At 53.5% G+C, this 11,359-nt stretch carries 13 protein-coding genes; all 13 read left to right on the forward strand.

What is annotated here, in order from left to right; genetic code table 11:
- Positions 1-1,428: a sulfate adenylyltransferase subunit CysN gene (gene cysN, locus PanJK_RS10115; protein ID WP_265299400.1), complete on the forward strand. Its 1,428-nt coding sequence runs from the start codon at positions 1-3 to the stop codon at positions 1,426-1,428.
- The gene (gene cysC / locus PanJK_RS10120) at positions 1,428-2,033 is read left to right on the forward strand and encodes an adenylyl-sulfate kinase (RefSeq protein WP_154192311.1); all 606 of its coding nucleotides are present in this window, start codon (positions 1,428-1,430) and stop codon (positions 2,031-2,033) included. The genes cysN and cysC overlap by 1 nt, the downstream gene beginning before the upstream one ends.
- Before the next feature lie 55 nt (positions 2,034-2,088).
- A complete protein-coding gene (locus PanJK_RS10125) occupies positions 2,089-2,409 on the forward strand; it encodes a DUF3561 family protein (RefSeq protein WP_101762603.1) in 321 nt (106 codons plus the stop codon).
- A 171-nt stretch (positions 2,410-2,580) separates the two neighbouring features.
- Positions 2,581-2,898, forward strand: coding sequence for a cell division protein FtsB (gene ftsB, locus PanJK_RS10130; protein WP_007893240.1), 318 nt, complete (start codon positions 2,581-2,583; stop codon positions 2,896-2,898).
- 3 nt (positions 2,899-2,901) lie between these two features.
- Positions 2,902-3,618: a 2-C-methyl-D-erythritol 4-phosphate cytidylyltransferase gene (ispD, locus tag PanJK_RS10135; protein ID WP_061719932.1), complete on the forward strand. Its 717-nt coding sequence runs from the start codon at positions 2,902-2,904 to the stop codon at positions 3,616-3,618.
- Complete coding sequence (gene ispF / locus PanJK_RS10140) at positions 3,618-4,100, forward strand: 2-C-methyl-D-erythritol 2,4-cyclodiphosphate synthase (protein ID WP_061719965.1); 483 nt, start codon at positions 3,618-3,620, stop codon at positions 4,098-4,100. Before ispD ends, ispF begins: the two co-directional genes overlap by 1 nt.
- Positions 4,097-5,140, forward strand: a complete 1,044-nt coding sequence (gene truD / locus PanJK_RS10145; protein ID WP_265299412.1) for a tRNA pseudouridine(13) synthase TruD — start codon at positions 4,097-4,099, stop codon at positions 5,138-5,140. Before ispF ends, truD begins: the two co-directional genes overlap by 4 nt.
- Entirely contained in the window at positions 5,121-5,882 is a 762-nt protein-coding gene (gene surE, locus PanJK_RS10150) for a 5'/3'-nucleotidase SurE (protein WP_265299414.1), read from the forward strand. Before truD ends, surE begins: the two co-directional genes overlap by 20 nt.
- Positions 5,876-6,502 carry a protein-L-isoaspartate(D-aspartate) O-methyltransferase gene (locus PanJK_RS10155; protein WP_008104533.1) on the forward strand — a complete coding sequence of 209 codons (627 nt, stop codon included), beginning with the start codon at positions 5,876-5,878 and terminating at the stop codon, positions 6,500-6,502. The genes surE and PanJK_RS10155 overlap by 7 nt, the downstream gene beginning before the upstream one ends.
- A gap of 172 nt (positions 6,503-6,674) precedes the next feature.
- Complete coding sequence (gene nlpD / locus PanJK_RS10160; RefSeq protein WP_256697212.1) at positions 6,675-7,790, forward strand: murein hydrolase activator NlpD; 1,116 nt, start codon at positions 6,675-6,677, stop codon at positions 7,788-7,790.
- Positions 7,791-7,838: 48 nt separating this feature from the next.
- Positions 7,839-8,837: an RNA polymerase sigma factor RpoS gene (gene rpoS / locus PanJK_RS10165; RefSeq protein ID WP_007893257.1), complete on the forward strand. Its 999-nt coding sequence runs from the start codon at positions 7,839-7,841 to the stop codon at positions 8,835-8,837.
- A gap of 423 nt (positions 8,838-9,260) precedes the next feature.
- Positions 9,261-10,514: an MFS transporter gene (locus PanJK_RS10170; RefSeq protein ID WP_265299486.1), complete on the forward strand. Its 1,254-nt coding sequence runs from the start codon at positions 9,261-9,263 to the stop codon at positions 10,512-10,514.
- A 26-nt stretch (positions 10,515-10,540) separates the two neighbouring features.
- Positions 10,541-11,287 (forward strand): GolD/DthD family dehydrogenase, encoded by a 747-nt coding sequence (locus tag PanJK_RS10175; protein WP_265299419.1) that lies wholly within the window; start codon positions 10,541-10,543, stop codon positions 11,285-11,287.
- Positions 11,288-11,359 lie beyond the last annotated feature (72 nt).

An 11,359-nucleotide genomic window follows, 5' to 3' on the forward strand; every position in this document is an offset into this window, starting at 1 on the left:
ATGAATACCGTTATTGCACAACAGATTGCCGATCAGGGCGGCGTAGAAGCCTGGCTGACCGCGCAACAACACAAAAGCCTGCTGCGTTTCCTGACTTGCGGTAGCGTCGACGACGGCAAAAGTACCTTGATTGGTCGCCTGCTGCACGACACGCGTCAAATTTATGAAGATCAGCTCTCCTCGCTGCACAACGACAGCAAACGCCACGGCACCCAGGGCGAGAAGCTGGATCTGGCGTTGCTGGTTGATGGCTTGCAGGCCGAACGTGAGCAGGGCATCACTATCGATGTGGCGTATCGCTACTTCTCGACCGAAAAGCGCAAATTCATTATTGCCGACACACCGGGACACGAGCAGTACACCCGCAACATGGCGACCGGTGCATCGACCTGCGATTTGGCGATCCTGCTGATCGATGCGCGTAAAGGCGTGCTGGATCAGACGCGTCGTCACAGCTTTATCTCCACGCTGTTAGGCATCAAGCATCTGGTGGTCGCCATCAACAAGATGGATCTGGTCGAGTACAAGCAAGAGACCTTCGAGCAGATCAAACAGGATTACCTCGATTTTGCCGCGCAGCTGCCGGAAGATCTCGATATTCGCTTTGTGCCGATGTCGGCGCTGGAAGGCGATAACGTGGCAACGCCAAGTGTCACCATGCCGTGGTACAGCGGCCCAACGCTGCTCGACGTATTAGAAACCGTTGAACTGAACCGCGTGGTGGATCATCAGCCGATGCGTTTCCCGGTGCAGTATGTCAACCGTCCGAATCTCGATTTCCGTGGTTATGCCGGTACGCTGGCTTCGGGCGTGGTGAAAGTCGGTCAACGCGTGAAAGTGCTGCCTTCAGGCGTGGAGTCCACCGTTTCGCGCATCGTCACCTTTGATGGCGACCTGCCTGAAGCGGGTGCCGGTGAAGCAATTACGCTGGTGCTGAAAGATGAGATCGACATCAGCCGTGGCGATCTGCTGGTGGATGCGGAAGCTGAACTGCAGGCGGTGCAATCTGCCAACGTCGACGTGGTGTGGATGGCGGAACAGCCACTGCAGCCGGGCCAAAGTTACGAAGTGAAGATCGCCGGTAAGAAAACCCGCGCGCGCGTGGAGAAAGTGATCCATCAAGTGGAGATCAACTCGCTGGAGAAGCGCACGGTGGAAAGCCTGCCGCTTAACGGCATTGGTCTGGTGGAACTGACCTTTGACGAACCGATGGTGCTGGATGCTTATCGACAGAATCCGGTAACCGGCGGCATGATCTTTATCGATCGCCTGAGCAACGTGACGGTTGGCGCGGGCATGATTAATCAGCCGCTGACCGATGTGCGTGCGCAAGCGGGCCAGTTCAGCGATTTCGAGCTGGAACTGAACGCGCTGGTGCGTCGTCACTTCCCACACTGGAATGCGCGCGATCTGCTGGGTGGCAAGTAATGGCGCAGCACGATGAAAACGTGGTGTGGCACGATCATCCGGTAACGCGTGAGGAGCGCGAACAGCAGCACGGCCATCAAGGCGTGGTGCTGTGGTTCACCGGGCTGTCCGGCTCGGGGAAATCTACCGTGGCCGGCGCGCTGGAGCAGGTGCTGCATCGGGCGGGGGTGAATACTTATCTGCTGGATGGCGACAACGTGCGTCACGGCCTGTGCCGCGACCTCGGCTTCAGCGATGACGATCGTAAAGAGAACATTCGCCGCGTCGGCGAAGTGGCGAAGCTGATGGTCGATGCCGGTTTAGTGGTGTTGACCGCCTTTATCTCGCCGCATCGTGCGGAACGCAACATGGTGCGGGATCTGCTCGCGGAAGGGCAGTTTATCGAAGTGTTTGTCGATACGCCGTTGGCGGTGTGCGAAGCGCGCGATCCCAAAGGTTTGTACAAAAAAGCCCGTGCCGGTGAGCTGCGAAATTTCACCGGCATCGACAGCGTTTACGAGGCGCCAGACGCCCCGGAAATCCACCTTGATGGCGAACAATTGGTTACAAAACTCGCCGGCCAATTGTTAGACCTGCTGCGTCACCGCGATATCATCAGATCCTGAACCGACAGCGGCAAATCCCTTTGGGTTTGCCGCGCTTAGCGTCAACAGGATCTCTATGCAGAACGTAACGCCCATGCTAGCCCGTAAAGATGAACGCACCCCGGATGAGTCTCGCTCATCACTGCCGGGCGGCGTGTTTGGCTTTCTCTCGTACTGGTGCGCACTGGCGATTCCGTTCATGCTCTACGGCTCCAACACGCTGTTCTTCTTCCTCTACACCTGGCCATTCTTCCTCGCGCTGCTGCCGGTTTCGGTACTGATTGGTATCGTGCTCAGCCTGATGATCCGCACTCACTTATTCTGGAGCGGGATCGCCACGGCGATTGTGGTGGTGTGCTTGTTCTGGCTGCTGTTCTCATTTCTCTCCGGTTGGTAACGCCCAGCTGATGTGCAAACGCATCGGCAGGTTACAAAACTTTACCTGCCGTCTCGCCTCCCACTCTGGCATTATTTGCACGGCTAAACGCCCGTGCGCGGCATTTTCGCCGCCGCAGTGGAGTCCAGCGTCAAGTTATGGGATGATTGGGCCGTTTTTCAGGGGGCGGGGATGGGAAAACTGACGTTACTGCTACTCGTGCTGCTGGGATGGCTTCAATATTCCCTGTGGCTGGGTAAGAACGGTATTCATGACTATACGCGCGTCAACGAAGACGTCGCGTCACAACAGGCGAATAACGCCAAGCTTAAAGCGCGTAACGATCAGCTATTCGCCGAAATTGACGATCTCAATGGCGGCTCTGAAGCGATCGAAGAACGCGCACGTAATGAACTGGGCATGATTAAGCCCGGTGAGACTTTCTATCGTCTGGTGCCAGACCAGAACAAACGTAACGCGCAACAAGCTGCGCAAAATCAACAACGATAAGCCATGAACAAGCGCCCGATCCTTGCGGATGTGATTGCCGTGGTGCCCGCCGCAGGTGTGGGCAGCCGTATGCAGGCTGCCTGCCCAAAACAGTATCTGACCATTGGTCAATTCACCCTTCTTGAACACAGCGTCGCACGTCTGCTGGCACATCCTGCGGTAAAACAGGTAATTGTGCCGGTCAGTAATGATGATGGCTGGTTCGATTCACTGCCGCTGGCGCAGGATTCCCGCATTCTCAGAGTGACCGGTGGCGACACGCGCGCCGAATCAGTGCTGGCGGGTTTAAACGCCATTCAACACAGCGAATGGGTGCTGGTGCACGACGCCGCGCGTCCTTGCCTGCATCCGGACGATTTAGCGCGCCTGTTAGCGGTACGTGAATACAGCAAGGTTGGCGGGATTCTGGCCGCGCCGGTGCGCGACACCATGAAGCGCGCCGAACCCGGCAAAACCGCCATTGCCCACACCGTTGAACGCGAGGATTTATGGCACGCGTTAACGCCGCAATTTTTCCCGCATCAGCTGCTCACCGCTTGCCTGACGCGCGCACTCCATGAAGGCGCTACCATTACCGATGAAGCGTCGGCGCTGGAGTATTGCGGTTATCACCCGGCGTTGGTGAGCGGACGTAGCGACAATATTAAGGTGACGCGGCCAGAAGATCTGGCGCTGGCGGCCTTCTACCTTACCCAGATTCAGTTACAGGAGAGCGCATGATGCGTATCGGTCACGGTTTTGACGTTCACGCTTTTGGCGGCGAAGGTCCGTTAGTGATTGGCGGGGTGCGTATTCCCTTCGAACACGGTTTTATTGCCCATTCTGATGGTGACGTGGCGCTGCATGCGTTGACGGATGCTTTACTCGGCGCGGTGGCGATGGGCGATATCGGCAAATTATTCCCGGATACCGATCCGGCGTTTAAAGGCGCTGACAGCCGCGGTTTACTGCGTGAAGCCTGGCGTCGTATTCAGCTGAAAGGCTATCGCATCGGTAACGTCGATGTGACCATCATTGCGCAGGCACCGAAAATGTTGCCGCATGTGCCGCAGATGCGCGTCAATATCGCCGAAGATCTCGGTTGCCATATGGACGACGTCAACGTTAAAGCCACCACCACCGAAAAGCTCGGCTTTACCGGTCGTGGCGAAGGCATTGCCTGTGAAGCGGTGGCGCTACTGATAAAGGCCGATCAGGCATGAGTGAGCTGCATTACCTGCACGGCGTGCCCGCAGCCACCGGCGTTATCAAAGCCAATCCCGAAGATTTTGTGGTGATTGAAGATCTCGGCTATCCCTACGATGGCGAAGGCGAGCAGCTGCTGGTGCGCATCCGTAAAATTGGCTGCAATACGCGCTTTGTCGCCGAGGCCATTGCCAAATTTCTTGGCGTACCGGTGCGCGATCTCAGCTATGCCGGCATGAAAGATCGTCATGCGGTCACCGAGCAAACGCTCTGTTTTCGTGTGCCCGGCAATGGCATGCCGAATCTGGCGGGATTCCAGCTGGAAGGCGTTGAAATCCTGCAGGTGATTCGCCACAAGCGTAAACTGCGTACCGGCGCGCTGGCGGGCAATGCGTTCCGCTTAGTGGTGCGTCAGATTTCCGATCGCCGTGAAGTCGACGCACGTTTGCAGCAGATTCAACAGCGCGGGGTGCCGAACTACTTTGGTGAGCAGCGCTTTGGTCGCGGCGGCAATAACCTGACGCAGGCGAAACAGTGGGCGAAGGAGACATTCCGTCCGCGCGATCGCAATATGAAAGGTTTGCTGTTGTCAGCGACCCGCAGCCATCTGTTTAATCAGGTGACCAGCGCGCGTTTGCAGCGTGATGGCGCTCTGGACGGGGTGCAGGTAGGCGATGCGGTGCAGCTGGCCGGACGCGGCAGCTGGTTTGTGGCGCAGGCGGAAGAGTTGCCTGACGTACAGCAGCGCGTTGATAATCACCAACTGCGCATTACTGCGCCGCTGCCGGGTCGTGGCGATCCGGGTCCACAAGGTGACGCGCTGCTTTTTGAGCAACAGAGCCTGGCAGGCGCAGAAGAATTGATTACACTGCTTGAGCGCGAGCGCGTTGATGCCGCGCGTCGTGCAATGCTGGTGGTGCCAAAGGATCTGCGCTGGGAATGGTGGGACGATATGACGCTGGAGATGCAATTCTGGCTGCCCGCCGGCAGTTTTGCCACCAGCGTGGTGCGTGAGCTTCTCCAACAAGAAGGTAACGATGCGGATATTGCTGAGTAACGATGATGGAATTCATGCGCCGGGTATTCAGACGCTGGCGCGTGCTTTACGTGAGTTTGCCGAGGTGCAGGTTGTCGCGCCCGATCGCAATCGTAGCGGCGCATCAAATTCGTTAACGCTGGAAACGCCGCTGCGTACTTTTACGCACGAAAATGGTGATATCGCGGTGCAGATGGGCACGCCAACTGACTGCGTGTTCCTCGGCGTCAACAAGCTGATGAAGCCGCGTCCCGACATCGTGGTGTCCGGCATCAATGCCGGTCCGAATCTTGGCGACGATGTGATTTACTCCGGTACCGTCGCTGCGGCGATGGAAGGGCGCCATCTGGGCTTGCCTGCACTCGCCGTCTCGCTCAACGGACATCAGCATTACGACACCGCCGCATCCATCACCTGTACGCTGTTACGCGCGCTATCGCGGGCTCCGCTGCGTACTGGCCGCATTCTTAATATCAACGTGCCGGATTTGCCGTTAGCGGAGATCAAAGGTTTCCGCGTTACCCGCTGCGGCAGTCGTCATCCCGCCGATCAGGTTATCTGCACCGAAGATCCGCGCGGCCAACCGCTTTACTGGATTGGCCCGCCGGGGCAAAAACTGGATGCTGGTCCGGATACCGATTTCGCTGCGGTGGATGCGGGCTATGTTTCGCTGACCGCGTTGCATGTGGATTTGACCGCGCATGCAGCACAAGAGGTTTTAAGTGACTGGCTGATCCAGGCAGAGGTAAAACTCGCATGGTGAATCGCCGCATCGAAACGCTTTTGGAGCAACTGCGCGCGCAGGGCATTCATGATGAACACCTGCTGAAAGCCATTGCCGATGTGCCGCGTGAGCGTTTTATCGATGAGGCGTTTGAACATAAAGCCTGGGAAAACGTCGCGCTGCCCATTGGCAACGGCCAGACCATTTCACAGCCTTACATGGTGGCGCGCATGACCGCCTTGTTAGAGCTCACGCCGGAATCGCGCGTGCTGGAAATCGGCACCGGTTCTGGCTATCAGACCGCTATTCTGGCGCATCTGGTTAATCATGTTTATTCCGTCGAACGCATCAAGGGCTTGCAGTGGCAGGCTAAGCGCCGCCTCAAGCAACTCGATCTGCACAATATCTCTACCCGACATGGTGATGGCTGGCAGGGCTGGGCGACGCGTGGCCCGTTTGATGCCATTATCGTGACCGCCGCGCCGCCTGAAATTCCGACTTTGCTGATAGCGCAATTAGGTGATGGCGGCAAAATGGTGCTGCCGGTTGGCGAGGATCAGCAGGTGTTGAAGCGTTTGCGTCGCCAGGGCGATGAATTAATTGAAGAAATCATCGAGCCCGTACGCTTTGTGCCGTTGGTTCAGGGCGATCTGGCCTGAGCCATCCTTACGCAATTCTTCACAACTGTTACATGGCACGGCACAGTTGATATTGTTACTATCCTTGTTTATCAATGCTAAAAACCGTTTTTAACGTTACGCGCAGTGGATAATGCGGTTAACGCCGTTACACATTTATATTCAGGGTTGCCATCACGGGGGATCAGTGAGCATGGGAAGCACAGCATTTCAATTACGCCGTTTGGCGGCACTTTCTTTGGTAGGTTTTTGGCTGGCGGGCTGTAGTTCTGGCGATAATACACAGGCACCCATTAGCCAGATTGGTGGTAACAGCGGCGATAGCGGTATAGCTTCAGCCCCAAGTGGCGGCATGATCTCTTCGCAAAACAGCGCTGTGCCTGCGATGCCGCGTGGCGGAATGTTAAGTGGCGGCACACCATCAGCGCAACCGTCAGGTGGAATGGTAAGTGACAATAACAATGTGGCCACAGAAAATGGTCGCATTGTGTACAATCGTAATTATGGGAATATTCCTAAAGGTAGTTACGGCGGTGAAACCTATACCGTAAAGCGTGGCGATACCTTGTTCTATATTGCCTGGATTACCGGCAACGATTTCCGCGATTTGGCACAGCGTAACAACATCGCAGCCCCGTATGGCTTGAATGCCGGGCAAACGCTGCAGGTGGGCAACGGCAACGGACAAACCATCACCGGTGGAAACGCTATCACCGTAGCTGATGCAACTCAGGGCGGCGTGCCAGTTACCCCGAGCCAGACGCAAATTAAATCCACCCCTGTTGCACAGCAACCTGTTATTACGTATTCTGATGATTCGGGTAATTCGTCGGGTAGCAAATTGCTGCCGTCGAAAGGAGCAAATAATGTGGCAACGACCACAGCTCCGGTTGTCGCACCACCTACAGTCAGCAGCACGACTAATAGCACAACTCCAGTGGGAAGCTGGCGTTGGCCGACTGATGGGAAGATCATCGATAACTTCTCCGCTGCGGAAGGCGGAAATAAAGGTATCGATATCGCCGGTTCGCGTGGACAACCTGTTGTCGCCACAGCTTCGGGAAGAGTGGTGTACGCAGGCAACGCGCTCCGTGGGTACGGTAATTTAATCATCATCAAACACAATGATGACTACCTGAGCGCCTACGCCCACAACGACTCTATGCTGGTCCGGGAACAACAGGAAGTTAAGGCGGGGCAAAAAATCGCTACCATGGGTAGCACCGGTACCAGTTCAGTACGATTGCACTTTGAAATTCGTTACAAGGGGAAATCCGTAAACCCGTTGCGTTATTTACCGCAGCGATAATCCGGCAGAACCTTGGTTCTGCCCTTGGATCACGGGTAGGAGCCGCTAATGAACCAGAATACGCTGAAAGTTAACGATTTACATGAAGATGCGGAATTCGAGGAAAACAACGGAGCTGAGGTTTTTGATGAGAAGGCTCTCGTTGAGAACGAACCTGGTGATAACAACGACGTAGCGGAAGAAGAGCTGTTGTCACAGGGTGCTACGCAACGCGTTTTGGATGCGACGCAGCTTTACCTCGGCGAGATTGGTTATTCACCGCTGCTGACGGCAGAAGAAGAAGTCTTCTTTGCGCGCCGTGCACTGCGGGGTGACATTCCTTCTCGTCGCCGCATGATTGAAAGTAACTTACGCTTGGTAGTAAAGATTGCCCGTCGTTACAGCAATCGTGGTCTGGCGCTGCTGGATCTGATTGAAGAGGGTAATCTCGGCTTGATTCGCGCCGTAGAGAAGTTTGACCCAGAACGTGGGTTCCGTTTCTCAACTTACGCCACGTGGTGGATTCGTCAGACAATTGAACGGGCGATCATGAATCAAACCCGTACCATCCGTCTGCCCATCCACATCGTTAAAGAGTTGAATGTTTACCTGCGTACCGCGCGTGAACTTTCGCACAAGCTTGATCATGAGCCAAGTGCTGAAGAGATTGCCGAACAGCTAGACAAGCCTGTTGATGACGTGAGCCGTATGCTGCGTCTCAATGAGCGCATTACCTCGGTCGACACACCTTTGGGTGGCGATTCCGAAAAAGCGCTGCTGGATATCCTGGCCGATGAGAAAGACAACGGTCCGGAAGACACCACGCAAGACGATGATATGAAACAGAGCATCGTCAAGTGGTTGTTTGAACTGAATGCCAAGCAGCGTGAAGTGCTGGCACGTCGTTTCGGCCTGTTAGGCTATGAAGCGGCAACGCTGGAAGATGTAGGTCGTGAAATCGGGTTGACCCGTGAACGCGTACGTCAGATTCAGGTGGAAGGATTGCGTCGTCTGCGTGAGATTCTGCAGACACAAGGTTTGAACATCGAAGCACTGTTTCGTGAATAACAGAATACGTGGGTAACACAAGAAGCGGTGGTGAAAACCACCGCTTTTTTTATTGGTATAAAATATAAAAACAGGGCTTCTTTACTTCATCGAAATAAAAGCTTGTAACGTTATCACTTAAATCCTCACCTAAATAAGCGTAAATTAAAACCAGTAGTTGTTAATTATACATCTAATAAATGCGTTTTTTATCTTGCTCTCATTTAATAAATTGTAATGCTGCGCACGACTTTCTTTGCGATATTGCCATTATTTCTTTATTTGTGTCACTCCCATAAAAGTTTTTAGCTCGATGCTATGCCATTTTCTTGCTCGCTGTATCACCAGGATATTCAGGTAATGAATAGTTAAAAGGGAGTGAGAAGAACAATGAGTGTGCAAAGCAGCAGTACAAAGTCACCCTACTCCAGAGTGGTTTTCGGAATGCCAATATCTCTACTTTGGGGATATATTGCGATGGCCATCTTCATGACCGGTGATGGCATTGAGTTGGCTCATCTTTCACGATATCTCTACGATCTCGGCTATGGAGAAAAACAAGTTTCATTAGTTTTCACCGTTTATGCATTAACTGCTGCGGTCTCAAGTTGGCTTTCTGGCGCGGTCAGTGAAATTTATGGTCCTAAGAAAATCATGCTCACCGGCGCTATTTGGTGGATGGTGCTACATGCCGTATTTGTTTACTTTGGCGTGAGTGAAAATAACTTTATCTGGATGCTGGTCAGTTACACGTTGCGTGGCTTCGCTTATCCGTTGTTCTTTTATGGCTTCTACGTATTAGTGGTGCAGCGTACGCCTGAGCATCGCCTTGCCTCTGCTACCGGCTGGATATGGTCGATGTTTACCATTGGTTATGGCATCACGGCTTCCTTCCTTTCTGGCCTTCTGGTACCTGAAATTGGCTTCATTAATACGCTTTGGCTTTCACTGCTGTTTGCTGCGGTGGGTGGCATGATTATATTCCTTACGGTTAAAAATCAGAGTGAAGAAAATCTAAATAGTGAAGGCGTTAGCCGCAAAGAAAAATTACGTGAAATATCACGTGGAATAACCTTAATCTTTGAAGATCGCAGTATGTTCTTTGCACTGATAACGCGCATCTTATGTAATGTGGCATTATTTGGTTTGCCGGTGTTTATGCCGATTTATTTTACCCGTGAATTAGGTTTTTCTACTAAAGAGTGGGCGACTATCTGGGGCGTGTTTTTCCTCGTGCAACCTTTAACCAATGTACTTTGGGGCATTATTGGCGATCGCATTGGCTGGATTTTTCAAATGCGCTGGTTTGGCTTCTTCGGATGCACGATTACCACTGCCGCTTTCTATTATTTACCCTCGCTTTTCCCTGGCAATCTGGCGTTGGCCATCGTCTGCGCGCTGTTATTAGCTTTAACACTCACTTCCTTTGTGCCGATGGGAGCGATATTCCCGATGCTGGCGCCGCAACATAAAGGCGCGGCTGTCTCGGTACAAAATCTGGGCGGTGGTTTCGGCAATCTGATTGGCCCGGCGGTTGCTGCACTGATGTTCGGTCTGTCATTTGAAATCAAGCACGTGATTATTACTTTCTCTCTGCTCTATTTTGCCGGCGGCGTGATGACATTCTTTATTCGTAATCCCCAACCAAAGTTAGAGCGTAACGTACCGTTGAAGACAACAGCTACCGAATCCGAATAAATACCCTCAATGAAAAGGATAGCAACATGACAACACTATTTTCACTGCAAAATAAAGTCGCCATTGTCACCGGCGCCGCATCGGGAATTGGCTACGCTATTGCTCGCTGTTTAAGTTCTGCGGGCGCGCAAGTCGCGATGGTTGATCGCGCAGAAGAGGTCAAATCGGTTGCCAACGAGATGGACAATCCTGCGCGAGGTTACGTTTTCGATCTGGCTAACGTCGAGGCGCTTGGCGAGCTGGTAGAGCAAATCCATCAGGATTTTGGCCGTATCGATATTCTGGTCAATAACGCCGGTATTGGCATGCTGGAAGGCGTCGGCGAAGTGCAACTCGCCAGCTGGAATACCACGATGTTGATTAACATGACCGCGCCATTCTTCCTCGCTCAGCATTGTACCCGCTATATGAAGGCACAAAGTTTTGGCCGCTTGATTAATATCGCCTCACAGGCCAGCGTCATTGCGCTCAATGAGCACGCGGCATACTGCACCAGCAAATCAGGCATGGTTTCTTTTACGCGCGTGTTGGCAGCAGAGTTGGGGCCGTTTGGCATTACCGCCAATGCCATTTCACCTACGGTAGTTGAGACGGAATTAGGTAAGCGTTACTGGCATGGGAAGCGAGCCGAGCAGATGAAATCAAAAATTCCTTCGCGACGTTTTGCCACGCCAGACGAAGTCGCGAGCACAGTGCTGTATCTCAGCAGCAATGAAGCGGCCATGGTCAATGGTGAGAATTTAGTGATTGATGGGGGATATAGCGTGATTTAAAGCGGGGCGAGTTGATTGGGATGAGCCTGCTGATATTGCTTAACACCAGGGAATTGTCAGACAGAAAAAATA

Source organism: Pantoea sp. JK (genome assembly GCF_026130245.1).
GTDB lineage: Bacteria > Pseudomonadota > Gammaproteobacteria > Enterobacterales > Enterobacteriaceae > Pantoea > Pantoea trifolii.

Bases quoted from the DNA above. Each gene is read 5' to 3' on its own strand.
- cysN (WP_265299400.1), top strand. From the start codon at position 1: ATGAATACCGTTATTGCACAACAGATTGCCGATCAGGGCGGCGTAGAA.
- cysC (WP_154192311.1), top strand. From the start codon at position 1,428: ATGGCGCAGCACGATGAAAACGTGGTGTGGCACGATCATCCGGTAACG.
- PanJK_RS10125 (WP_101762603.1), top strand. From the start codon at position 2,089: ATGCAGAACGTAACGCCCATGCTAGCCCGTAAAGATGAACGCACCCCG.
- ftsB (WP_007893240.1), top strand. From the start codon at position 2,581: ATGGGAAAACTGACGTTACTGCTACTCGTGCTGCTGGGATGGCTTCAA.
- ispD (WP_061719932.1), top strand. From the start codon at position 2,902: ATGAACAAGCGCCCGATCCTTGCGGATGTGATTGCCGTGGTGCCCGCC.
- ispF (WP_061719965.1), top strand. From the start codon at position 3,618: ATGCGTATCGGTCACGGTTTTGACGTTCACGCTTTTGGCGGCGAAGGT.
- truD (WP_265299412.1), top strand. From the start codon at position 4,097: ATGAGTGAGCTGCATTACCTGCACGGCGTGCCCGCAGCCACCGGCGTT.
- surE (WP_265299414.1), top strand. From the start codon at position 5,121: ATGCGGATATTGCTGAGTAACGATGATGGAATTCATGCGCCGGGTATT.
- PanJK_RS10155 (WP_008104533.1), top strand. From the start codon at position 5,876: ATGGTGAATCGCCGCATCGAAACGCTTTTGGAGCAACTGCGCGCGCAG.
- nlpD (WP_256697212.1), top strand. From the start codon at position 6,675: ATGGGAAGCACAGCATTTCAATTACGCCGTTTGGCGGCACTTTCTTTG.
- rpoS (WP_007893257.1), top strand. From the start codon at position 7,839: ATGAACCAGAATACGCTGAAAGTTAACGATTTACATGAAGATGCGGAA.
- PanJK_RS10170 (WP_265299486.1), top strand. From the start codon at position 9,261: ATGCCAATATCTCTACTTTGGGGATATATTGCGATGGCCATCTTCATG.
- PanJK_RS10175 (WP_265299419.1), top strand. From the start codon at position 10,541: ATGACAACACTATTTTCACTGCAAAATAAAGTCGCCATTGTCACCGGC.